The organism is Streptomyces thermospinosisporus (assembly GCF_039526425.1).
Taxonomy (GTDB): domain Bacteria; phylum Actinomycetota; class Actinomycetes; order Streptomycetales; family Streptomycetaceae; genus Streptomyces; species Streptomyces thermocarboxydovorans.
The window spans coordinates 97,747-120,558 of the sequence record NZ_BAAAIZ010000033.1 but is presented as its reverse complement, the minus strand read 5'-3'; the positions used below and the strand labels follow the sequence as shown (position 1 = coordinate 120,558).

Genomic DNA, 22,812 nt, shown 5'->3' with positions numbered 1-22,812 from the left:
CCGCCGCGCCGGGCGGCGCGGCGAACTGCCGCTGTGCTGCTGCCGGCCGGCCGAGGCGTGGCGGCGGAGTAACGGGCCGGCGGCTTGCCTCCGGCCGTGGCGTGCACGGCCGCCCGGGGCCGTGGGGCGTCCCAGCGGCGGCGGCCGAGGCGCGGCCGACCGGGACGGCGCCCGCCCGGTCGGTCACTCCTCCGGCGGAACCGGCGGGATCACCGCCACGGGGCAGGCGGCGTGCGACAGCACCGCCTGGGTGACCGACCCCATCATCCGCGCGGGGGCCAGCAGCCGGCGCCGGTGCCGTCCGACCACGACCAGCTCCGCGTCCCGGGAGGCGGCGACCAGGTGCCCCGCGGCGTCGCCGGGCAGCACCCGGATCTCGGCGTTCACCTCGGGCCGTGCCTTGCGATGCGGTGCGACGAAACCCTCCGCCAGGGTGAGCGTCTCGTGCTCGACCGCGTCCTGGTCGATGGCCGGTCCCGGCATCTCCCCGGGCAGCATCCAGGTCTGCAGCGGCCAGGGGTAGGCTGACACGATCTCCAGCCGAGCGCCGCGCATCGCGGCCTCGGCGAAGGCGAAGGCGAGCGTCGCCTCGTCCGGGCTGTCGGTGTGCAGCCCGGCGACCACGCGCGGGCCGGGACCCGCCGGGTAGCCGCCGTGCACCTCGCGTCCGGGCCGGGGCACCACGACGACCGGGCAGTCGGCGTCGCGGGCGACGGCCAGCGAGGTGGAGCCGAGGAGCAGGCTGGCGAAGCCGCCGCGGCCCCGGGAGCCGAGCACCAGCAGCTGAGCCGAGGCACCCAGGTCGGCGACGACCGCGCCGGGTGCGCCGTCCAGGGCGGCGTAGTCGATCGGCGGGAGCCCCTCGCGTCCCTCGAGGCGTTCCCGGATCCGGTCGAGGACGGGGCTGCTGCCGGGCGGCTCGGGCGGTGCCGCGGCGATCACCTCGGGCGGGGACCACAGCGGGTACTGGCGTACGTGCACCACCTTCAGCGAGGCCCGGCGACGAAGCGTCTCGTCGATCGCCCAGTCCAGGGCGCGCAGACTGTCGTCGGACCCGTCGACCGCCGTGACGACCGGCTCACTGATCATGGGATTCCCTCGCCTCCGCAGTACGACCGTCGCTCGTCCGCTCAGCCTGGCCCAGCCAGGGCCGCGCGGCGGCGTCCCCGCCCGCGTGTCCGGAAATCCGGAGGGCACACTCCCCGGTTCAGCTGCCGGCCCGCCCTCAGGTCAGGTCGAAGTCCCCCTCGCGGGCGCCGGACACGAAGGCGCCCCACTCGTCGGGGGTGAAGATCAGGGACGGGCTGCCCGGGCGCCGGCTGTTGCGCATGGCGACGAAGCCCTCCACGAAGGCGATCTGCACATCGCCCCGGCCTCGGCTGCTGGACTGCCACTGCGCGTTGCTGAGGTCCAGGTCCGGCTTGTCCCAGCCCTTGGGCGGGCGCTGCTGGGTGGTGCTCTCGGCCACGTCCGTGCTCCTCCCGGTGTGCGTCGTCCGCGGCCAGCCTAGCGATCGGTCCCCGCCCCCGACAGGTCACGTGAGCGGGACCTTTGCGGGGCGGCGCGGCAAGGGGCCTCAGGAGTCGGGAGGTTCGCTGCCCACGAGCCACATGGCGAAGAACTGGGAGCCGCCGCCGTAGGCGTGTCCGAGCACCTTGCGGGCGCCGTCCACCTGGTGATCGCCGGCCTGGCCGCGCACCTGGAGGGCGGCCTCGGCGAAGCGGAGCAGGCCGGAGGCGCCGATGGGGTTGGTGGACAGCACTCCGCCGGACATGTTGACCGGCAGGTCCCCGTCGAGTCCGGTGACGCCGGACTCGGTGAGCTTCCAGCCCTCTCCGGGCTCGGCGAACCCGAGGTTCTCCAGCCACATCGGCTCGTACCAGGAGAAGGGCACGTACAGCTCGGCGGCGTCGATCTCGCGGCGCGGGTCGGTGATGCCGGCCTGCCGGTAGACGTCGGCGGCGCAGTCGCGTCCGGCGCGCGGGGAGACGAAGTCCTTGCCGGCGAACAGGGTGGGTTCGCTGCGCATGGCGCCGCCCAGCATCCAGGCGGGCGGGCGGGGCGCGCGGGCCGCTCCGGCGCGGTCGGTGAGGACGAGGGCGCAGGCCCCGTCGGAGGAGGGGCAGGTCTCGGAGTAGCGGATCGGGTCCCACAGCATGGGCGAGGCCATGACCTTCTCGAGCGTGATGTCCCGCTCGTGGAGGTGGGCGTAGGGGTTCTTCAGCGCGTTGCGCCGGTCCTTGTGGGCGACGAGGGCGCCGATGGTGCCGGGGGCGCCGCTGCGCCGGATGTAGGCGCGCACATGCGGGGCGAAGAAGCCGCCGGCGCCGGCCAGCAGCGGCTGCTGGAAGGGGACCGGCAGGGACAGCCCCCACATGGCGTTGGACTCGGACTGCTTCTCGAAGGCGACGGCGAGCACGGTGCGGTGGACGCGGGCGGCGATCAGCTGGGCGGCGACCAGGGCGGTGGAGCCGCCGACCGAGCCGGCGGTGTGCACCCGCAGCACGGGCTTGCCTGCCGCGCCGAGCGCGTCGGCGAGGTAGAGCTCGGGCGTCATCACGCCCTCGAAGAAGTCGGGCGCCTTGCCGAGGACGACGGCGTCGGTGCCGGCCCAGGTCGTCCCGGCGTCGTCGAGGGCCCGCGCGGCGGCCTCGCGGACGAGTCCGGCGAGGGAGACGTCCCGGCGGGCCGCGGCGTGCCGGGTCTGGCCGATGCCGGTGACGGCCACGGGCTCCTTGGTCATACGGGCTCCCCTTCGAGTACGGCGACCAGGTTCTGCTGGAGGCAGGGCCCGGAGGTGGCGTGGGCGAGGGCGCGGTGGGAGTCGCCGCGGTGGATGCGGGCGGCGGCCTCGCCGATGCGGACGAGTCCGGTGGCCATGACGGGGTCGGCGGCGAGGGGGCCGCCGGAGGGGTTGACGCACACGGTGTCGTCCAGCCGCAGCGCCCGGCGCAGGATCACCTCCTGCGCGGTGAACGGGGCATGCAACTCGGCGGTGTCGACGGGGCGTTCGAAGGCACCGGCCCGTTCGGCGGCCAGCCGGGCGGACGGGGAGTCGGTCAGGTCGCGCACGCCGAGGCCGTGGGGCTCGATGCGGTGGTCGATGCCGCGGATCCAGGCGGGCCGGTCGCACAGCTCACGGGCCCGCTCCCCCGCGGCGAGGATCACGGCGGCCGCGCCGTCGGTCACCGGCGGGCAGTCCCCGGTGCGCAGCGGGCGCACCTGGTAGTCGCCGTGCGGGACGCTTCCGGTGAGCAGGGCGTGCGGGTTGCCTGCAGCGGCCTCGCGGGAGCGGGCGGCCACGGCGGCGAGTTCCGCCTCGTCGGTGATGCCGCTGTCGATGAGGGCCTGGGCCTGGAGGGCGGCGAGGGCGACGGAGTCGGGCCAGAGGGGGGCGAGGTAGTAGGGGTCGAGCTGACGGGTCAGCACATCGCGCAGGGATCCGGGCGAGGACTTGCCCCAGGCGTAGACGAGCGCGGTGTCCGCCTCCCCGGTCAGCAGCTTGGTCCATGCCTCGTACAGGGCCCAGGCGCCGTCGGCCTCCACGTGGGACTCACGGATGGGCGGCCAGGCGCCGACGCCGTCCAGGGCGAGGGTGAAGGAGAAGGCGCGGCCGGCCAGGTAGTCGCTGGAGCCGGAGCAGGTGAAGCCGATGTCGGAGGTGCGCAGTCCGGTCTCCGCGAGCACCTCGTGCAGCACCGGCAGCAGCATCTCGGCCTCGGAGCGGTCGGCGCTGGTGCGCCGGTGCCGGGTCTGGGCGAAGGCGACGACGGCGATGTCGCGGAGCGGTGGCTGCCGGTCGGACTCGCGGGGCACTGGTTGCCGGCCGGTGTCGCTGGGCGGTGCTTGCCGGCCGGTGTCGCTGGGCGGTGCTTGCCGGCCGGTGTCGCGGAGCGGTGCTTGCCGGCCGGACTCGTGGGACGGTGCTTGCCGGCCGGACTCGTGGGACGGTGCTTGCCGGCCGGACTCGTGGGACGGTGCTTGCCGGCCGGACTCGTGGGACGGTGCTTGCCGGTCGGGGGTGGTCACAGCAGCTCCCGGTAGGTGTCGTAGTCCGCGTCGGGCTCGCCGGTGGGCCGGTAGTGGTCGGGGTGGCGGGAACCCGCCGTCCACACCGGTTGGACGCGCAGCCCCATCCGCACCTGGTCGCAGGGGATGCCGGCGATCCGTCCGTGCAGCGCCAGGTCGGCGCCGTCGAGGGCGATGTGGGCGTAGACGTACGGGACTTCGATGTCCTGGTTCCGCGCGGCGATGTTGACGATGCAGAAGGTGGTGACGGTGCCGCGCGGACCCACCTCCACCTGTTCGGCCGTCGATACGCCGCAGGTGGGGCAGGCGCCTCTCGGCGGGATGTAGACCTTCAGGCAGGACGGGCAGCGTTCGCCGACCATGCGGTGCTCGGCGAGGGCCTCGAGGTAGGCGGTCTGGGCGCGGCCGGGGCTGTAGACGTAGTCCAGGCGGGCGGGGGTGACGATGCCGGTGACGGGGTCGGTGAACTCGCCGGTGTGGTGGGTGAGCGGGGCGGTCCCGGCGGCGGGGGCTCCGTCGTACGGCTCGAAGCAGGCGATGTCGGTGATGGCGCCGGTGCGTTCGGCGGCCCAGCGGATACGGACCCGCATCCCGGTGTGCACGGTGTCCGGGCCGGGCGCGTCGAGGGCGTGCAGCAGGGCGGTGTCGGCGCCGTCGAGGCGGACCAGCACCCAGGCGAAGGGCGTGGCCAGGGGCTGTCCCTTGCGCGGGGCGTGGTTCCAGGCCCAGGTGGTGACGGTGCCGGTGGGTGCGACCTCGACGAGTTCGCGCAGTTCCTCGGCGGTGACGGGGTCGTACTCGGCGGGCGGGACGAGGACCCGGCGGTCGGAGCCGCGCACGCCGAGGACGACGCGTTCGCGCAGTCCGGTGAGGAAGGCGCTCTGCACGGGGCCGAGGGAGCGGGTGAAGGGGAACTCGACGACCAGGGGGGCGGTGAGGACCTCGGGCACGGTGACTCCTCGTCAGGCGCGCTTGAAGACGGGTGGCCGTTTCTCGGCGAAGGCGCGGGCGCCCTCCTGGGCGTCGGCGGTGTCGAAAACGGGCATTCCGCGGGCGAGTTCGGCGGCGAGGCCGCCGGTCTCGGTCATCTCCGCGGTCTCGTACACGGACGCCTTGACCGCCTCGACGGCCAGCGGGCCGCAGGCGTTGACGCGTTCGGCGATCTCCAGCGCGGCGTCGAGCGCGGTGCCGTCGGGCACGACATGGCCGATCAGCCCGATCGCGGCGGCCTCCGCGGCGCTGTAGGGGCGGCCGGTGAGCAGCATCTCCAGGGCGTGGGTGCGCGGGATCTGGCGCGGCAGACGGACGGTGGAGCCGCCGACGGGGAACAGTCCCCGCCGCACCTCGAACAGCCCGAAGGTCGCGGACTCGGCGGCGACCCTGATGTCGGTGCCCTGGAGGATCTCGGTGCCGCCCGCGACGCAGGGGCCCTCCACGGCGGCGATCACCGGCTTGCGGGGGCGGTGGTGGCGCAGCATCGCCTTCCAGTGCAGATCGGGGTCGTCCCGCAGGCGGTCCCGGTACTGGTCCCCCGCCATGCCGTCGCCGGCCAGCGCCTTGAGGTCCATGCCCGCGCAGAACGCCCCGCCGGCTCCGGTCAGCACGATCGAGCGGACCGTGTCGTCCTCGTCGGCCTCGACCCAGCCGTCGTACAGGCCGACGAGCATGGGCAACGAGAGCGCGTTCCTCGCTTCCGGCCGGTTGAGGGTGAGCACCAGTGTGGCGCCTTCCCGCTGCACGGTGAGGTGTTCCGTCCCACCCATCGTGGTCTCCCGTCTGAAGGAACGAGAACAGGTTGCAGGAGTAGGGCGGCGGGGACAAGAGTTTTCTGACATTCCGTCAGATCCGTGCTGCGCGGACCCTTCCCCCTTGCACCGTCCTTTGCTCTGATGACCGGCGAGCCGACGGCACCGGGCGCCACGAGGGTCAGGAGGAGCGGTGGAGTACAACCTTGCCGACCTGTTCGAGTCGATCGCCGACGTCGTCCCCGACCGCGAGGCCCTGGTCCACCTCGAGCTGCCCGGCAGCGGGGCGGAGCGCCGGCTCACGTATGCCGAACTGGACGCGGCGGCCAACCGCATCGGCCACCATCTGCTGGACAGCGGCATCCGGCCCGGCGAGCATCTGGGCCTGCACCTGTACAACTGCGTGGAGTATCTGCAGACGGTGCTCGGCTGCCTGAAGGCCCGGGTCGTGCCGGTGAACGTCAACTACCGGTATGTCGAGGACGAGTTGGTGTACCTGTACCGGGACGCCGACCTGGTGGCGCTGGTCTACGACGCGGAGTTCTCCGACCGGGTGCGCGCTGCGGCCCGGCGCACCGGCACGTTACGGCATCTGCTCCGGGTCGGGGCGCCGCCCGACGGTCCCGGCACGGCCTATGCCGACGCCGAGGCCGCCGGTTCTCCCGAGCGCGGCTTCGCCCCGCGCTCCGGGGACGACCAGTTCATCATCTACACCGGCGGCACGACCGGCCTGCCCAAGGGTGTGATGTGGCGGCAGGAGGACCTGTTCTTCGCCGGGCTCGGGGGCGGCGCGCCCACGGGCGAGCCGGTGCGCAGGCCGGACGAGCTGGCCGAACGGGCAGCGGCAGGCGGCAGCGGCATCACCTTCTTCCCGACGGCCCCGCTGATGCACGGCACCTCCACGCTGACCGCGTTCATCGGCTTCCACTTCGGGCAGCGGGTGGTGCTGCACCGCAGATTCGCCGCCGAGGAGGTGCTGCGCACGGTGGAGAGGGAGCGGGTCACCAGTGTGTCGCTGGTCGGCGACGCGATGCTGCGGCCGCTGGTGGACGCGCTGGAGGGGCCGATGAAGGGCACGGACTGCTCCTCGCTGTTCAGCGTGTCCTCGTCCGGGGCGATCCTGTCGGAGACGGTGCGCAGCCGGTTCCGGGAACTGGTGCCGCACACGCTGCTGCTGAACAACTTCGGCTCCTCCGAGTCCGGATTCAACGGCACGGCGACCGAGGACGCGGGCGCGCGGCGCGGTCTGCGGCTCCAGGTCAACTCCCGCACCCGGGTGGTCGATCCGGTGACGCACGAGCCGGTGGCGGCCGGGGAGACCGGCCGGGTCGCCCAGTGCGGGCACGTCCCGCTCGGCTACTACAACGACCCCGCGAAGACCGCCGAGACGTTCTTCGAGAAGGACGGCGAGCGGTGGGTGCTGCTCGGGGACCTGGCCACCGTCGACGAGGACGGCGTGGTCACCGTCCTGGGCCGCGGCTCGCAGTGCATCAACACGGGGGGCGAGAAAGTGTTCCCGGAGGAGGTGGAGCAGGCCCTGAAGTCCCACCCGGACGTGTACGACGCGCTGGTCACCGGGGTGCCCGACGAGCGGTGGGGACATCAGGTGGCGGCAGTGGTGCAACTGCGCGAGGGGGCGCCCCTGCCCTCGCTGGAGGACATCCGGGCGCACTGCCGGGACCGGCTCGCCGGGTACAAGCTCCCCCGGCGGCTGGTGATCACCGAGACCATCCAGCGGTCGCCGAGCGGCAAGGCGGATTATCGGTGGGCACGCGAGATCGCGGCCGCGGGCGGGTGACGTCCGGCGCGGCGGTTTGAACACCGGGCGGGGTACGGACGTACTGGTGTGTGCAGGCCCGGACACCGGGCCCGTTCGTCATGCCATCGCAGGACTGCGCGGAAGGACCACCGGGTGCCGCTCTTCACACGCTCCCGTCAGCTGCCGGGCCCCACCGCCGAGAGCACCGGAAGCACACCGGGCGCGCAAGGCGACGCGGCGAAGGCCGACGCCCCGGAGAGGGAGCACGACGCGGCGCCGGCCGCGGACGCGAGCACGGCGCCGGACGGAAGGCCGGAGAAGGCGGGCGCATCGGGGGGTGAGGCGACGTCCGCCGGCGAGGACGACGCGCCCGCCTCGGACGAGGCCACGCAGGAAGCGAAGGCCGCCTCTGCCGCGCCGGACGAGGGCCGGCCGCCCGCCGACGCCGAGGACGGCACGCCGGATGCCGCCCATGAGGCGCCCGACGACACCCCCGACTCCCCCGCCCGCGCCGGTTGGTTCGGCTGGCGGCGTCGCTACCCCCGCGCCGCACGCGGTGTGACTGTGGGGACGACGGTCCTGGCCGGTGCGCTCGTGCTGTTCGCGCTGCTGATGCCCAACCGGCTGGAGCGGCTGCACATCGAGGCGTTCCTGCGGCTGCCCGCCGAGGGCATCCTGCTCGCGACCCTGCTGCTGGCCCTGCCGCCCCGGCCCCGGCGGATCACCGCCGTCGTCGCCGGTGTCCTCCTGGGCCTGCTCACCGTGCTGAAGTTCGTGGACATGGGCTTCTACCAGGTGCTGGCCCGGCCGTTCGACCTGGTGCTGGACTGGATCCTGCTGGACGACGCGGCGGAGTTCGTCCGGGAGTCGTTCGGCCGGAGCGGGCAGGTGCTGGCCGTGATCGGGGTGATCGTCCTCTTCCTCGCGGTGCTGGTCCTGATGACGCTGGCCATGGTGCGGGTGACGCATCTGATGGTCCGTCACCGCCACACCGCCACCCGGACGACGATCGTCCTGGGCCTCGCCTGGATCACCTGCGTCACCCTCGGTGTGCAGGCCGGCGGTGCCCAGCTCGCCACCAGGGGCACGGCCCAGATGGTGGAGAACCGGGTGAAGGCGGTGCGCGCGGGCATCGCGGACGCCCGCATCTTCGAGAAACAGGCCGCGGTGGACGCCTTCGCCGACACCCCGCCCGACCAGCTGCTGACCGGACTGCGCGGCAAGGACGTGCTGTTCACCTTCATCGAGAGCTACGGCCGGGTGGCGATCGACGATCCGGCGATGGCCGGGCCGATGGACGCCGCGCTGAAGGAGGGCACGGACCGGCTGAAGGCGGCCGGTTTTGCATCGCGCAGCGCCTGGCTGAAGTCGCCGGTGACCGGTGCGGGCAGCTGGCTCGCCCACTCCACCTTCCTGTCCGGTCTGTGGATCAAGAACCAGCAGCGGTACCGGAGCCTGACCACCAGCGACCGCATGACCCTGACCAAGTACTTCCGCAAGACCGGGGACTGGCGCACCGTCGGCGTCGTCCCCGGGGTGCGGCGGGCCTGGCCGGAGGGGAAGTTCTTCGGCCTGGACCACATCTACGACTCCGAGCACCTCGGCTACCACGGCCCCTACTTCAGCTGGACGCCAGTGCCCGACCAGTTCAGCCTGGAGGCGTTCGAGCGGCTGGAGCACGGCAGGAAGAACCGTGAGCCGATCATGGCGGAGATCATCCTGGCCTCCAGTCACAACCCCTGGTCCCCGGTCGCCCGCATGATCGACTGGGAGGATCTGGGGGACGGTTCGGTGTTCCACGAGATCAAGAAGGAGGGCACCGACCCCAAGGAGATCTGGAAGGACCCGGAGAAGGTGCGCACCGAGTACCGCCGGGCCATCGAGTACTCGCTGCGCAGCCTCACCGAGTGGATGGAGCGCTACGGCGACGAGGACACGGTGCTGGTCTTCCTCGGCGACCACCAGCCGGTCCCGACCGTCACCGCCGGAAGCCGCAGCAAGGACGTGCCGGTGACCATCGTGGCGCGGGACAAGAAGGTGCTGGACCGGGTCGCCGACTGGAACTGGACCGAGGGCCTCAAGCCCGCGCCGCACGCCCCGCGTTGGGGCATGGACAAGTTCCGCGACCGCTTCATGACGGCGTACGGTCCGCAGGGCGGCCGCTGAGGAACCGCTCGACCCGTCCGGTGAACCACTCCGGGTCGTCCAGCCACGGGTAGTGCGCGGCGCCGGGCTGCACCGCGAGCTCGGCGTGCGGGAACACCTCGGCGCAGCGGCGGGCGAGGTCCGGGCGGGGGCCGCCGTCGAGTTCTCCGGCGAGGACGAGCACCGGGGCGGTCAGGCGGGCGAGCGCCGCCCGGGTGGCGGGCGGGTCCCAGGCACCGTCCGCGCCGAAGAGTTCGGCGGCCTCGTCGTTGTACTCGGTGTCCCCGGCCTGTTCGTGGGCGCGGGCGGTCTCGTCCCAGCGGCCGTAGAAGAAGGGGGCGAAGACCGGGTCGTAGTCGCCGGTGCGGTCCAGCCAGTCCTGGTAGGCCGGCCAGGCCTGCGGGAACCAGGGCTCGTCCCGGCGCAGCAGGGCGGCCGCCCGGCGGTCCTCGGCGGTGGCCGGCACGCCGAGCGCCCAGGGGGCGGCGGTGATCAGGGCGAGCCGGGCCACCCGCTCGGGGCGCCGGGCCGCGTAGAGCATGGCCAGGCTGCCGCCCGCCGAGTGGCCGAGCAGGTCCATGCGCTCCAGGCCCAGGTGGAGGCGGAGCGCCTCCACGTCGTCGACGAGCCGGTCGCAGCGGTAGGTCGACGGGTCCGCCGGGACGGACGACTCCCCGGTGCCGCGCAGGTCGAGCAGGACGAGCCTGCGGTGGGCGTCGAGTCCGCCCAGGTTGCCCAGGTAGACACTGGCCCGCATGGGGCCGCCGGGCAGGACCACCAGGGGCTCGCCCTCGCCCCGCAGGTGATAGGCGAGCGTGGTCCCGTCCGGCGCGGTGAAGATCGGCATGAGGGTGATCCTGCGGGGCGGGCCCCGCCGGGCGCAACGGACTTCCCGGCCGGAGGGGTGGACGTCCGGGCCGGAGCAACGGAAGTCCCCCGGCCGGAGCGCGGCAGCTCCCGGAGCGTAGATCCGGAGTCTGAGGGCCGGAGATCCGGCGTTCCCGGGCCGGAGATCCGGAGAAAGTGCAGGCCCGGGTCTTGCATCGACCGGCGGTGACCTGAATTACTGGCCCCTGAAGCTCGACCGAATGATCGGTCGCCCGGATTGATGCGATTCGTGTGCGATGCGTGAAGGGAAGGTCCTGATGACTCAGGCGGCGGACCTGCGGGACGCGGCGGAGCGGCTCGACGCGGAGGGGCTGCGGGCGCTGCAGCTGGAGCGGCTTCGGTCCTCGCTGCGGCACGCGTACGAGAACGTGCCCTTCTACCGAGAGTCCTTCGACAAGGCGGGCGTCCACCCCGACGACTGCCGTTCGCTCGCCGATCTGGCCCGCTTCCCGTTCACCACCAAGGCGGACCTGCGGGAGAACTACCCGTACGGCATGTTCGCCGTGCCCCGGGAGCGCATCCGCCGGATCCACGCCTCCAGCGGCACCACCGGGCGGCCCACGGTCGTCGGCTACACCGAGAACGACCTGTCCATGTGGGCGGACATGGTGGCCCGCTCCATCCGCGCGGCCGGCGGCCGGCCCGGCGACATCTGTCATGTGGCGTACGGCTACGGCCTGTTCACCGGCGGGCTGGGCGCGCACTACGGTGCCGAGCGGCTCGGCTGCACGGTGGTCCCCGCCTCCGGCGGCATGACGGCACGGCAGGTGCAGCTGATCCAGGACCTGAAGCCCGCGATCATCATGGTGACCCCCTCCTACATGCTCACGCTGCTGGACGAGTTCGAGCGGCAGGGCGTCGACCCGCGCGGCACCTCGCTGCGGGTGGGCATCTTCGGCGCCGAGCCCTGGACCGAGCAGATGCGGCAGGAGATCGAGGAGCGGTTCGCGATCGACGCCGTGGACATATACGGGCTGTCGGAGGTCATCGGCCCCGGTGTGGCGCAGGAGTGCGTGGAGACCAAGGACGGTCTGCACATCTGGGAGGACCACTTCTACCCGGAGGTCGTCGACCCGGTCACCGGTGAGGTGCTGCCGGACGGGGAGCGGGGCGAGCTGGTGTTCACCTCGCTGACCAAGGAGGCCATGCCCATCGTGCGGTACCGGACGCGCGATCTGACCCGGCTGCTGCCGGGCACGGCCCGGGTGTTCCGGCGCATGGAGAAGGTCACCGGCCGCAGCGACGACATGGTGATCCTGCGCGGCGTGAACCTCTTCCCCACGCAGATCGAGGAGATCGTGCTGCGCACGCCCGGTGTCGCCCCGCACTTCCAGCTGCGGCTGACCCGCGAGGGCCGCATGGACGCGCTCACGATCCGCGCGGAGGCCCGCCCGGACGCGGACAGCGCGATCCGCGCCTCGGCCGCGCAGCTGATCAAGTCGGCCGTGAAGGACGGCATCGGGGTCTCGGTGGACGTGGAGATCGTCGACCCGGAGACGCTGGAGCGTTCGGTGGGCAAGATCCGGCGGATCGTGGACCTGCGGTCCGAGCAGCCCGCCCGGCCGGTCAGCGGCTGAAGCGGTCGCGCAGCTCGCGTTTGAGGATCTTTCCGCTGGCGTTGCGCGGAAGTTCCTCGGCGAACAGCACCCGCTTGGGCGCCTTGAACGGCGACAGCTTCTCGCGGGCGTGCGCGATCAGTTCCTCCTCGGTGACCTCGCCGCGCGGGACCACCACCGCGGTGACGGCCTCCACCCAGCGGTCGTCGGGCAGGCCGATCACGGCCACCTCGGCGACCGCCTCATGGGTGTAGAGGGCGTCCTCGACCTGGCGGGAAGCCACCAGCACACCACCGGAGTTGATGACGTCCTTCACCCGGTCGACGATGGTGAAGTAGCCGTCGGAGTCGCGCACCGCGAGGTCGCCGGAGCGGAACCAGCCGTCGCGGAACGCCCGGGCGGTCTCCTCCGGCTTGTCCCAGTAGCCCTCGCACAACTGCGGTGAGCGGTAGACGATCTCACCGGGGGTGCCGTCGGGCACGTCCTTGCCGTCCTCGTCGACCACCCGGGCGTCGACGAACAGCACCGTCCGGCCGCAGGAGTCCATGCGCCCCTCGTGCTCGTCGGGCCCGAGGACGGTGGCCAGCGGTCCGATCTCGCTCTGCCCGAAGCAGTTGTAGAACGCCAGGTCCGGCAGCCGCTCCTTGAGACGCTCAAGGACCGGCACCGGCATGATGGACGCCCCGTAGTACGCCTTGCGCAGCCCGCTCAGGTCGCGGGCGGCGAAGTCGGGGCGGTTGGACAGCCCGATCCACACGGTGGGCGGTGCGAAGAAGCTGTCCGCGCGCCCGCTCTCGATCAGGTCGAACAGGCGGTCGCCGTCGGGGGCGTCGAGGACGATGCTGGTGGCGCCCACGGCCAGGTACGGCATCAGGAACACATGCATCTGCGCCGAGTGGTACAGCGGCAGCGCGTGCACCGGGCGGTCGCCGGCCGCCAGGTCGAGGGCGGTGATGGCGCTCAAGTACTCGTGCACCAGGGCGCGGTGGGTCATCATCGCGCCCTTGGGCAGTGCGGTGGTGCCCGAGGTGTAGAGCAGCTGCACCAGGTCCTCGGAGCGGGGTTCGGGACCGTCGTACAGCGGTGCCCCGTCCAGCCGGGCGAGCAGGCTGTCGTCGCTGTCGCGCAGCGGCAGGGCCGGTACGCCGTCGGGGAGCCGTTCCGCGAGGCCGGGGTCGGCGAGGACCAGGCTGCTGCCGGACTGGCGGACCAGGTAGGCGAGGTCGTCGCCGGTCAGGTTCTGGTTGATGGGCACGTGCACCAGGCCGGCGCGGGCGCAGGCGAGGAAGCCGATCAGATAGGCGTCGGAGTTGTGGCCGAAGGCGCCCACGCGGTCGCCCGGGGAGAGCCCCTCGGCCAGCAGGAGGCCGGCCGCGCGGGAGACGGCGGTGTCCAGCTCGTCGTAGGTCCAGGTGCGGTCGGCGTATTCGACGGCCGTGCGCGCCGGGGTGCGCCGTGCGCTGCGTCGCAGGACTCCGTCGACCGTGCTGCCGTGTCCGGGCGTCATGACTGACGATCCTCGGTCGGCGGGCGGGGCAAGGTCAAGACGCCGGTCCGGGGCGGATGTACGGCCGGACGAGCGGTGCGCAGGGCGGCCGTCCGGGGCGGATGTACGGCTGGACGAGGTCGGTTGAACGGCCGTCAGAAAGCCCGTGCAGCCGTACTGACGGGTGAACATACCGGTTGGTACGCTCAGCCGCTCCTTCCCCCGACGACGTTGGGAGGCACGATGCGTATCCGCCCGAGACGGTTCGCCGTCGCGGCCGTGGCCCTGCTGACCGCGGGTGCCGCGCTGCCGGCCGGCGCCGCCGAACGGCACGGCCGCCAGGAACACCCCTCCCACGGTGGCCTGTCCGCCGTGATCCGCTACACCGAGTACGGCATTCCGCACATCGTCGCCAAGGACTACGCGGACCTCGGGTTCGGCACCGGGTGGGCGCAGGCCGCCGACCAGGTGTGCACGCTCGCCGACGGTTTCCTGACGGTGCGCGGTGAACGCTCCCGCCACTTCGGGCCGGACGCGGCGACCGACTTCTCCCTGTCGTCGGCCACGACCAACCTCGCCAGCGATCTGTACTTCCGCGGTGTACGGGAGTCCCGGACAGTGGAGAAGCTGCTCGCCCGGCCCGCGCCGCTCGGGCCGAGCCGTGCGGTGAAGGAGATGATGCGCGGCTACGCGGCCGGGTACAACGCCTGGCTGCGGAAGAACCGCGTCACCGACCCAGCGTGCCGCGGCGCCGCCTGGGTGCGGCCGGTGACCACGCTGGACGTGGCGGCACGGGGTTTCGCCCTCGCCGTGCTGGGCGGGCAGGGCCGGGCGGTGGACGGCATCACGGCCGCGCAGCCCCCGTCGGGAGCCGGCTCGGGGGCCTCCCCCTCCGCCTCCCCGGCGCCGCGGCCGGGCAAGGGTGCCGATGCCCTGGTGCGGGGTGCGCGTGAGCTGTTCGGCTCCGGCAGCGCGGACATGGGGTCCAACGCGGTCGCGTTCAGCGGGCGGACCACGGCGAACGGGCGGGGGCTGCTGCTCGGCAACCCGCACTACCCGTGGCAGGGCGGGCGCCGGTTCTGGCAGGTTCAGCAGACCATTCCCGGACGGCTGAACGTGATGGGCGCCTCCCTGCTGGGCACGGTGAACATCGCCATAGGGCACAACGACCGGGTGGCCTGGAGCCACACCGTGGCCACGGGCGTGCCCGTCAACCTGCACCAGCTGACCCTCGACCCGTCCGACCCGACCGTCTACCTCGTCGACGGCAAACGGGAGCGGATGCGCAAACGTACCGTCACGGTGCCGGTGAAGAACGGCGCCCCGGTCACCCGCACCCAGTGGTGGACCCGCTACGGTCCCGTCATCACCTCGCTCGGCGCCTCGGTCCCGCTGCCCTGGACGGCGACGACCGCCTACGCGCTCAACGACCCCAACGCCGCCAACCTCCGCGCCTCCGATACCGGCCTCGGCTTCGGCAAGGCGCGCAGCACCGCCGATCTGCTCACCGTGCTGCGCCGCACCCAGGGGCTGCCCTGGGTCAACACCATCGCCGCGGACGCGCGCGGCCACACCCTGTTCACTCAGTCGCAGGTGCTGCCGCGCATCACCGACGGCCTGGCCGAGCGGTGCTCCACACCGCTGGGCAAGCTGACGTATCCGTCCGCGGGCCTGGCGGTCCTGGACGGCTCCCGTTCCGGCTGCACGCTCGGCCGCGACCGCGACGCCGTGCAGCCGGGCATCTTCGGCCCGTCGCGGATGCCGACGCTGAAGGACGCCCCGTATGCGGAGAACTCCAACGACAGCGCCTGGCTGGCCAACGCGGACCGGCCGCTCACCGGCTACGAGCGGATATTCGGGGACGTGGGCACGCAGCGGTCGATGCGCACCCGGGGTGCCCTCGAGGACGTGGCGGGCCTCGCCGAGCGCGGCCGGCTGACCGTACGGGACCTGCAGCGGCAGCAGTTCGCCGACCGGGCACCGGCCGGTGACCTCGCCGCCGAGGACGCGGCGAAGGCCTGTGCCGCGCTGCCGGGCGGGACGGCCACGGCCTCCGACGGCACCGCCGTCGACGTGCGCGAGGCCTGCTCCGTGCTCGCCGCGTGGGACCGCACCATGGACCCCGGCAGCCGGGGCGCGCTGCTCTTCGACCGGTTCTGGCGGCGGCTGACGGCGTCGGTCCCGAGCGCCCAGCTGTGGAAGGTGCCGTTCTCCGCCGCCGACCCGGTGCGCACACCGCGCGGCCTGAACACGGAGGCGCCCGGCTTCGCCGGCGCGCTGGCGGACACGGTGGCCGGACTGCGGGGCGCGGGCATCGCGTTGGACGCCCGGCTCGGCGAGCACCAGTTCGTGGTGCGGTCCGGCAAGCGCCTCCCGGTGCCCGGCGGCACCGAGTCCCTCGGCGTGTGGAACAAGATCGAGCCCCGGTGGGACCCGGCGAACGGCGGCTACACCGAGGTGAGCACGGGGTCCAGCTACATCCAGGCGGTCGGCTGGGACGGCGGCCCCTGCCCGGTCGCCCGGACCCTGCTGACGTACTCCCAGTCCTCCGACACCGGGTCGCCGCACTTCAGCGACCAGACACGGCTGTTCTCGCAGCAGCGGTGGGTGACCTCCCGCTTCTGCGAGAAGGACATCCGGAACTCGCCCGCACTGCGGGTGGTGCGCGTCGGCGAGCGGTGAGGGAAGGGCGCGGGTCCCGTCCGGTGGGCCCTCACACCGGACGGGACCGGCCCTGCCAGTAGGGCTCGCGCAGCCGGCGCTTGTAGAGCTTGCCGTTGGGGTCGCGGGGCAACTCGGCAGTGAAGTCGACGCTGCGGGGGCGCTTGTAGGCGGCGAGCCGGCCGGCGCAGTGGTCGAGGAGGGCGGCGGCGAGGGCCGGGCCGGGCTCCTGGCCGGGGGCCGGTTCGACGACCGCCTTGACCTCCTCGCCCCAGTCGTCGTGCGGGACGCCGAAGACGGCGGCGTCGGCGACGGCGGGGTGGGCGAGCAGCACGGACTCGATCTCGGCGGGGTAGATGTTGACGCCGCCGGAGATGATGAGGTCGATCTTGCGGTCGTGCAGGAAGAGGTAGCCGTCCTCGTCGAGGTGGCCGAGGTCGCCGACGGTGAAGAATGCGCCGACCCGGTTGCGGCGGGTCTTGGCCTCGTCGCGGTGGTAGGTGAAGCCGCCGGTGGTCATCTTCATGTAGACAGTGCCGACCTGGCCGGGGGGCAGCGGGTCGCCGTCGTCGTCGAGGACGGCCAGTTCGCTGACGGGCCAGGCCCTGCCGACGGTGCCGGGCCGCTTCAGCCAGTCCTCGGCGGTGGCGAAGGTGCCGCCGCCCTCGCTGGCCGCGTAGTACTCCTCGACGCAGGGGCCCCACCAGTCGAGCATGGCCCGTTTCACATGCTCGGGGCAGGGGGCGGCGCCGTGGATGGCGTGCCGCATGGAGGAGACGTCATAGCGGGCCCTGACCTCGTCGGGCAGGGCCAGCAGCCGGTGGAACTGGGTGGGGACCATGTGGGTGTGGGTGCACCGGTGACGGTCGATCAGGCGCAGCATCTCCTCGGGCATCCACTTGTCCATCACCACGAGTCGGTGGCCGATGTGCAGGGAGGCGCCCGCGAACTGGAGCACGGCGGTGTGGTAGAGCGGCGAGCAGACCAGGTGCACATTGTCGTCGAACGGGCGGATGCCGAAGATGCCGAGGAACCCGCCGAGGTTGGTCTCCTCGGGGGGCTTGCCGGGCAGGGGGCGGCGGATGCCGCGGGGGCGTCCGGTGGTGCCCGAGGTGTAGTTCATGACCCAGCCGAGGGTGCGGTCGCCGGGCGGTGACCCGGGTTGTCCGGTGAGGAGTCCGGCGTACGGCCGGAAGCCCTCGGCCCGGCCCACCGCGTACCGGTGGGAGGCCGGGAGTGCGGCCTCGTCGGCGGCGGCGCGGGCGGCGTCGGCGTACCGCTCGTGGGCGATGAGCGCCTTGGCGCCGGAGTCGGCGACGATCCAGGCGATCTCCGGTGCGACCAGATGGTGGTTGACGGGCACCAGGTAGAGGCCGGCCTGGGTGGCGGCGAGGTAGGCGGTGAGGAACTCGGCGCCGTTGGGGAGCACCACGGCGAAGGTGTCGCCGCGCCGCAGCCCGGCGGCGCGCAGACCGTGCACCATCCGGTTCGCGTCGGCGTGCAGGCGGCCCGCGGTGCACCGGGTGCCGTCGGGGGCGATGAGCACCGTGCGGCCGGGGTCCTGCGCGGCCTGGGCCCAGAAGCCGGGGGGCGCGGTGGGGGCGGTGGTCATGACGGTCCGCTCCTTCGGGCGATGCGGTTCACGCGGTCGAGGGCCTCCTCGAAGCCCCGGGTGAGGTCGTCGAAGACGGCCTGGACGCTGCGTTCGCGGGTCATCCGGCCGACGATCTGCCCGACCGGTGTGCCGAGCAGGGGTTCGACCTCGTAGCGCTGGATGCGGGAGACGGCCTCGGCGACCAGCAGTCCCTGCAGCGGCATGGGCAGCGGGCCGGGTCCTGACGGGTCGTCCCAGGCGTCGGTCCACTGGGTGCGCAGCTGCCGGGCGGGCTTGCCGGTCAGCGCGCGGGAGCGGACGGTGTCGCCGGAGCCGGCCGCGAGCAGTCTGCGGGTCAGGGCGGGCGAGTGCAGATCGGCCTCGGTGGTGGTGAGCCACACCGAGCCCAGCCACACCCCCTGGGCTCCGAGGCTGAGCGCGGCGGCCACCTGGCGGCCGCTGCCGATGCCTCCGGCGCACAGCACCGGCAGGGGGGACACGGCGTCGACGACCTCGGGGGTGAGCACCATGGTGGCGATCTCGCCGGTGTGGCCCCCGGCCTCGTAGCCCTGGGCGACGACGATGTCGATACCGGCCTCCTTGTGGTGCAGCGCGTGGCGTGCGCTGCCCGCGAGCGCGGCGACCAGCACGCCCCGCTGGTGCGCGCGGTCGATCACGTCGGCGGGCGGTGAGCCGAGGGCGTTGGCGAGCAGCTTGATCGGGTGGTCGAGGGCGACGTCGAGCTGGCTGCGGGCGACCTGCTCCATCCAGCCGGTGATGCGCCAGCCGGCCCGCTCGCCCTCGGGGAGTTCGGGCACGCCGAAGCGGGCGAGGAGATCCTTGACCCAGGCACGGTGGCCCTCGGGGATCATCGCCTCCACCTCGGCCTCGGTGACGCCCTCCACCTTCTTCGCGGGCATCACCACGTCCAGGCCGTAGGGCTGTCCGCCGGTGTGCGCCTCGATCCAGTCGAGGTCGCGGGCGAGCTCGTCGGGGGCGGTGTACCGGACCGCGCCGAGCACTCCGAGGCCGCCGGCCCGGCTGATGGCGGCGGCGACGGCCGGGAACGGGGTGAAGCCGAAGACGGCGTGCTCGATTCCGAGGGTCTGGCTCAGCTCCGTCTGCATGGGCGCAGGATGCCGCAGTCCTCCGGACGACGGAAGACTTCTTCTGATGCTTCGTCAGATCATCTTTGATGGATCGTCAGATCGGCGGGCGTGCAACACCCATTGACACACGGACTCGCTGACAGGAAAGTTTCACTCCGCGACGCGATCGCGAAAGATACTTTCAGACGGCGCAGCAGGCCCACGAGCCGGGAGGAAGCCCATGACGGGCGACGGAGCGAGCGGCATCACCAGACGTCAACTCGGTCGCGGAACCCTGGCGCTGGGAGGTGCCCTGGCCCTCGCCGCACTGCCGGCCGGCCCCGCCGCCGCGGCCCCGGCGGGCGGCGGGCGCACCACCCTGCGGCACGGCTCACCCCGCCGGGCCGGACTGCTCGCCGAGCATCTGGACCGGCTCGTCGCCGACGCCGAGACCTTCCTCGGCCCGTCCCCGAAGCACCCCTGGTACGCGGGTGCCGTGCTGCTCGCCGGCCGGGGCGGCACCGTGGCCCTGCACCGGCCCATCGGCATGGCGGTGCGCTACCGGGCCTACGACGAGAAGACCGACACCGGCATCGAATTCCCGGCTGACCAGCAGATCCCGATGGCCGAGGACACCGTCTTCGACCTGGCCTCGGTGTCGAAGCTGTTCACCTCGGTCCTCGCCGTACAGCAGATCGAACGCGGGCGGCTGGAGCTGGAGGCCGCCGTCGCCTCCTACCTGCCGGACTTCGGGCGGGCCGGCAAGCAGGAGGTGACGATCCGCCAGCTCCTCACCCACACCTCCGGTTTCCGGGCCTGGATCCCGCTCTACCAGGAGAACACGTACGAGGAGAAGCTCCAGCGCCTGTACGACGAGAAGCTGGTGAACCCGCCCGGCACGGCCTATCTGTACTCGGACCTGAACCTGATCTCCCTCCAGCTGGTCCTGGAGAAGATCACCGGCCGCTCCCTCGACACCCTGCTGCGCGAGGAGATCACCGGGCCGCTCGGCATGCGCCGCACCCGTTACAACCCACCCGCCTCCTGGAAGCCGAGGATCGCCGCCACCGAGGACGCCCGCCTGCCCTGGTCGGGTCTCGACCGGGGCCTGGTGTGGGGCGAGGTGCACGACGAGAACGCCTACAGCCTCGGCGGGGTCGCCGGACATGCGGGCGTGTTCTCCAATGCCTGGGATCTGGCGGTGCTGGGCCGCACCCTGCTCAACGGCGGCTCCTACGGCAGGGCGCGCATCCTGCGGCCGGAGTCGGTGGAGCTGATGTTCACCGACTTCAACACCGGCTTCCCCGGCGACGAGCACGGGCTGGGCTTCGAGCTCTACCAGCACTGGTACATGGGCGCGATGGCCACCCCGCGCACGGCGGGCCACACCGGCTTCACCGGGACGGCTCTGGTGCTCGACCCGACCACCGACTCGTTCCTGGTGCTGCTGGGCAACTCGGTGCATCCGGTGCGCAGTTGGCGCTCCGGATCCGCTCCCCGGGTGGCTGCCGCCACCAGCCTGGCGCGTGCGGTGCCGGTGCGGCCGGCGCGGGGACGTACCGCCTGGTTCTCCGGGATGGCGAGCTCCGCCGAGGCGACACTCGCGCTGCCGGCGCTGGACACCGCGCGGGGCGGTGCCCGGCTGCGCTGCGCCCTGTGGTGGGACACCGAGCCGCGGTCCGACGTGCTCACCCTGGAGGCCACGGACGACGGCGGGGCCACCTGGCGGCCGGTGCCCTTCACCACCGCGCCCCGGCGCGGCGAGCCCGCACCCCACCCCTCGGGCACGGCCACCGGCTGGTCGGGGCGCGTCTGGCACACCCTGACCGCCGAACTGCCCGCCGCCCGGGGCCTGGTGCTGCGCTGGCGCTACACGACGGACCAGCTGTACGTGGGCCGCGGTGTCTATGTCGACGCCCTGTGCGTCGAGTCGGCCGGCCGGGTCCTCTTCGACGAGGCACGGCCCGCCGACCGGGCCCGCATCGAGGCACGGGGCTGGACGGCGTCGGCCGACTGACCGCCGACTGACCGGACGCGTGGTCCGTCGGCCGACTGACCGAACTCGTGCATCGTCGGCCGACGTTCCTGACTCGTGCACCGTCGGCCGACTGACCGGACTCGTGCACCGTCGGCCGACTGACCGGACTCCTGCGCCGTCGGCCGACTGACCGAACTCGTGCATCGTCGGCCGACGGACCATCTGTACGCCGTCGGCCGACCGGCCAGGGTTGTGCGCGGTCGCCGTCAGTCCTCCGCGCTCTCCAGCACGGCCATCGCCGCGTTGTGTCCGGGCACCCCGCTCACCCCGCCGCCGCGGACCGCGCCCGCGCCGCAGAGCAGGACGTTGCTGTGGCGGGTCTCCACGCCCCAGCGGCCGGTGCGGTCCTGGGCATGGGGCCAGGACAGGTCGCGGTGGAAGATGTTGCCGCCGGGGAGTCTGAGGTCGCGTTCGAGGTCCAGGGGCGTCTTGGCCTCCAGGCACGGGCGTCCGTCCGCGTCGGTGGCGAGGCAGTCGGCGAGCGGTTCGGCCAGATGGGCGTCGAGCTGGGCGAGCGTCGACTTCAGCAGGTCCTCGCGCACCCCCTCGTTGTCCTGCCGGAACAGCCGCGCGGGGGTGTGCAGGCCGAACAGGGTGAGGGTCTGGTAGCCCTGCGCGGCCAGGTCCGGGCCGAGGATCGTGGGATCGGTGAGCGAGTGGCAGTAGATCTCCGACGGCGGCACGGCCGGCAGCTCGCCCGCAGCCGCCTGGGCGTGCGCGGCGGCCAGCTGCTGGTAGCCCTCGGCGATGTGGAAGGTGCCGGCGAAGGCCTCCCGGGGGTCGACCGAGCTGTCGCGGAGCCGGGGCAGCCGCTTGAGCAGCATGTTCACCTTGAGCTGGGCGCCCTCGGCGGGCTCCGGGGGTGTGTCGCCGGTCAGCGCCGCCAGCTCCTGCGGGGAGGCATTGACCAGGACGTGCCGGGCCGCGGCGACGCCCTCTCCGTCGGCGGTGCGGTAGGTGACCTCGGCGGTGGTCCCGTCGGTGTCGATGCGCACGGCCTCGTGGCCGGTGGCGAGGACGGCTCCCGCGTCGCGTGCGGCGGCGGCCAGCGCGCCGGTGAGGGCGCCCATGCCGCCGACCGGGACGTCCCACGCCCCGGTGCCGCCGCCGATCACGTGGTAGAGGAAGCAGCGGTTCTGCTTCAGGGACGGGTCGTGGGCGTCGGCGAAGGTGCCGATGAGGGCGTCGGTGAGGACGACGCCGCGCACCAGGTCGTCACTGAAGTGACGCTCGATCGCGACGCCGATCGGCTCCTCGAACAGGGTCCGCCAGGCCTCCTCGTCGTCGACGGTGCGGCGCAGTTCCTCGCGGGTGGGCAGCGGCTCGGTGAGCGTGGGGAAGACCCGCCGGGCGACGCGGCCGGTCATGCCGTAGAAGTGCTGCCAGGACTCGTACTCGCGGTCGGATCCGGTGAGCCGGACGAAGGCCTCGCGGGTGCGCTGCTCGTCACCGGCGACCAGCAGGCCGGTGGGGCGTCCGTCGCGCTCGGTGGGTGTGTAGGAGGAGACGGTGCGGGTGCGCAGCCGGAAGTCGAGCCCGAGATCGGTGACGATCTTCTGCGGCAGCAGGCTGACCAGGTACGAGTAGCGGGACAGCCGGGCGTCGACACCCTTGAACGGCCGCGTGGACACGGCCGCTCCCCCGGTGTGGTCCAGCCGCTCCAGCAGCAGCACGGAGCGCCCTGCCCGGGCGAGGTAGGCGGCGGCGACCAGGCCGTTGTGGCCTCCGCCGACGATCACGGCGTCGTAGGTCCCGGACGGGTGGAGTGCGGTCATGCCTCTTGGTAACACGCGATGATCGCGGGCGGCCAGGGGACGAATCGG

16 protein-coding genes are annotated in these 22,812 nt (G+C 73.0%); 5 read left to right on the top strand and 11 right to left on the bottom strand.

The features are described from left to right. Positions 1-183: 183 nt before the first annotated feature. From ABD207_RS13065 to ABD207_RS13040, 6 genes are all read right to left on the bottom strand, one after another. Positions 184-1,089 carry a universal stress protein gene (locus tag ABD207_RS13065; RefSeq protein ID WP_344012649.1) on the bottom strand — a complete coding sequence of 302 codons (906 nt, stop codon included), beginning with the start codon at positions 1,087-1,089 and terminating at the stop codon, positions 184-186. A gap of 136 nt (positions 1,090-1,225) precedes the next feature. Continuing rightward, positions 1,226-1,468, bottom strand: a complete 243-nt coding sequence (locus ABD207_RS13060) for a DUF397 domain-containing protein (RefSeq protein ID WP_167996883.1) — start codon at positions 1,466-1,468, stop codon at positions 1,226-1,228. Positions 1,469-1,576: 108 nt separating this feature from the next. Continuing rightward, positions 1,577-2,743 (bottom strand): thiolase domain-containing protein, encoded by a 1,167-nt coding sequence (locus ABD207_RS13055; protein ID WP_344012648.1) that lies wholly within the window; start codon positions 2,741-2,743, stop codon positions 1,577-1,579. After that, positions 2,740-3,816: a thiolase domain-containing protein gene (locus ABD207_RS13050; RefSeq protein WP_344012647.1), complete on the bottom strand. Its 1,077-nt coding sequence runs from the start codon at positions 3,814-3,816 to the stop codon at positions 2,740-2,742. Before ABD207_RS13050 ends, ABD207_RS13055 begins: the two co-directional genes overlap by 4 nt. A 209-nt stretch (positions 3,817-4,025) precedes the next feature. Beyond that, positions 4,026-4,979, bottom strand: a complete 954-nt coding sequence (locus tag ABD207_RS13045; RefSeq protein ID WP_344012646.1) for a Zn-ribbon domain-containing OB-fold protein — start codon at positions 4,977-4,979, stop codon at positions 4,026-4,028. Positions 4,980-4,991: 12 nt separating this feature from the next. Then, complete coding sequence (locus tag ABD207_RS13040; RefSeq protein ID WP_344012645.1) at positions 4,992-5,792, bottom strand: crotonase/enoyl-CoA hydratase family protein; 801 nt, start codon at positions 5,790-5,792, stop codon at positions 4,992-4,994. Positions 5,793-5,967: 175 nt separating this feature from the next. Between ABD207_RS13040 and ABD207_RS13035 the strand changes: the two genes are divergently transcribed. Both ABD207_RS13035 and ABD207_RS13030 read left to right on the top strand, forming a co-directional pair. Next, positions 5,968-7,572 carry an acyl-CoA synthetase gene (locus tag ABD207_RS13035; protein ID WP_344012644.1) on the top strand — a complete coding sequence of 535 codons (1,605 nt, stop codon included), beginning with the start codon at positions 5,968-5,970 and terminating at the stop codon, positions 7,570-7,572. A gap of 114 nt (positions 7,573-7,686) precedes the next feature. Then, a complete protein-coding gene (locus tag ABD207_RS13030; RefSeq protein ID WP_425580705.1) occupies positions 7,687-9,699 on the top strand; it encodes an alkaline phosphatase family protein in 2,013 nt (670 codons plus the stop codon). Here the strand turns inward: ABD207_RS13030 and ABD207_RS13025 are convergent. Continuing rightward, a complete protein-coding gene (locus tag ABD207_RS13025; RefSeq protein WP_344012643.1) occupies positions 9,665-10,525 on the bottom strand; it encodes an alpha/beta fold hydrolase in 861 nt (286 codons plus the stop codon). The two genes, ABD207_RS13030 and ABD207_RS13025, sit on opposite strands and share 35 nt — an antisense overlap. Before the next feature lie 298 nt (positions 10,526-10,823). Between ABD207_RS13025 and paaK the strand changes: the two genes are divergently transcribed. Next, positions 10,824-12,143 (top strand): phenylacetate--CoA ligase PaaK, encoded by a 1,320-nt coding sequence (paaK, locus tag ABD207_RS13020; RefSeq protein WP_344012642.1) that lies wholly within the window; start codon positions 10,824-10,826, stop codon positions 12,141-12,143. Here paaK and ABD207_RS13015 read toward each other — a convergent pair. Beyond that, the gene (locus tag ABD207_RS13015) at positions 12,133-13,629 is read right to left on the bottom strand and encodes an acyl-CoA synthetase (protein ID WP_344012641.1); all 1,497 of its coding nucleotides are present in this window, start codon (positions 13,627-13,629) and stop codon (positions 12,133-12,135) included. The genes paaK and ABD207_RS13015 overlap by 11 nt on opposite strands. Positions 13,630-13,851: 222 nt before the next feature. On the opposite strand from ABD207_RS13015, the gene ABD207_RS13010 reads away from it, so the two are divergent. Then, the gene (locus ABD207_RS13010; RefSeq protein WP_344012640.1) at positions 13,852-16,290 is read left to right on the top strand and encodes a penicillin acylase family protein; all 2,439 of its coding nucleotides are present in this window, start codon (positions 13,852-13,854) and stop codon (positions 16,288-16,290) included. A 31-nt stretch (positions 16,291-16,321) separates the two neighbouring features. Here ABD207_RS13010 and ABD207_RS13005 read toward each other — a convergent pair whose 3' ends face one another. After that, positions 16,322-17,881 carry an acyl-CoA synthetase gene (locus ABD207_RS13005; protein WP_344012639.1) on the bottom strand — a complete coding sequence of 520 codons (1,560 nt, stop codon included), beginning with the start codon at positions 17,879-17,881 and terminating at the stop codon, positions 16,322-16,324. Beyond that, positions 17,878-18,990, bottom strand: coding sequence for an NAD(P)H-dependent flavin oxidoreductase (locus tag ABD207_RS13000; RefSeq protein ID WP_344012638.1), 1,113 nt, complete (start codon positions 18,988-18,990; stop codon positions 17,878-17,880). The genes ABD207_RS13005 and ABD207_RS13000 overlap by 4 nt, the downstream gene beginning before the upstream one ends. A gap of 202 nt (positions 18,991-19,192) precedes the next feature. Between ABD207_RS13000 and ABD207_RS12995 the strand changes: the two genes are divergently transcribed. Then, the gene (locus ABD207_RS12995; protein WP_344012637.1) at positions 19,193-20,968 is read left to right on the top strand and encodes a serine hydrolase domain-containing protein; all 1,776 of its coding nucleotides are present in this window, start codon (positions 19,193-19,195) and stop codon (positions 20,966-20,968) included. A gap of 227 nt (positions 20,969-21,195) precedes the next feature. Here ABD207_RS12995 and ABD207_RS12990 read toward each other — a convergent pair whose 3' ends face one another. Further along, a complete protein-coding gene (locus tag ABD207_RS12990; RefSeq protein WP_344012636.1) occupies positions 21,196-22,764 on the bottom strand; it encodes a phytoene desaturase family protein in 1,569 nt (522 codons plus the stop codon). Positions 22,765-22,812 lie beyond the last annotated feature (48 nt).

What these genes read in the sequence shown, in the direction of transcription:
- ABD207_RS13065 (WP_344012649.1), bottom strand. Translation starts at nt 1,089, where the DNA reads ATGATCAGTGAGCCGGTCGTCACGGCGGTCGACGGGTCCGACGACAGT.
- ABD207_RS13055 (WP_344012648.1), bottom strand. Translation starts at nt 2,743, where the DNA reads ATGACCAAGGAGCCCGTGGCCGTCACCGGCATCGGCCAGACCCGGCAC.
- ABD207_RS13040 (WP_344012645.1), bottom strand. Translation starts at nt 5,792, where the DNA reads ATGGGTGGGACGGAACACCTCACCGTGCAGCGGGAAGGCGCCACACTG.
- ABD207_RS13025 (WP_344012643.1), bottom strand. Translation starts at nt 10,525, where the DNA reads ATGCCGATCTTCACCGCGCCGGACGGGACCACGCTCGCCTATCACCTG.
- paaK (WP_344012642.1), top strand. Translation starts at nt 10,824, where the DNA reads ATGACTCAGGCGGCGGACCTGCGGGACGCGGCGGAGCGGCTCGACGCG.
- ABD207_RS13015 (WP_344012641.1), bottom strand. Translation starts at nt 13,629, where the DNA reads ATGACGCCCGGACACGGCAGCACGGTCGACGGAGTCCTGCGACGCAGC.
- ABD207_RS13010 (WP_344012640.1), top strand. Translation starts at nt 13,852, where the DNA reads ATGCGTATCCGCCCGAGACGGTTCGCCGTCGCGGCCGTGGCCCTGCTG.
- ABD207_RS13005 (WP_344012639.1), bottom strand. Translation starts at nt 17,881, where the DNA reads ATGACCACCGCCCCCACCGCGCCCCCCGGCTTCTGGGCCCAGGCCGCG.
- ABD207_RS13000 (WP_344012638.1), bottom strand. Translation starts at nt 18,990, where the DNA reads ATGCAGACGGAGCTGAGCCAGACCCTCGGAATCGAGCACGCCGTCTTC.
- ABD207_RS12995 (WP_344012637.1), top strand. Translation starts at nt 19,193, where the DNA reads ATGACGGGCGACGGAGCGAGCGGCATCACCAGACGTCAACTCGGTCGC.
- ABD207_RS12990 (WP_344012636.1), bottom strand. Translation starts at nt 22,764, where the DNA reads ATGACCGCACTCCACCCGTCCGGGACCTACGACGCCGTGATCGTCGGC.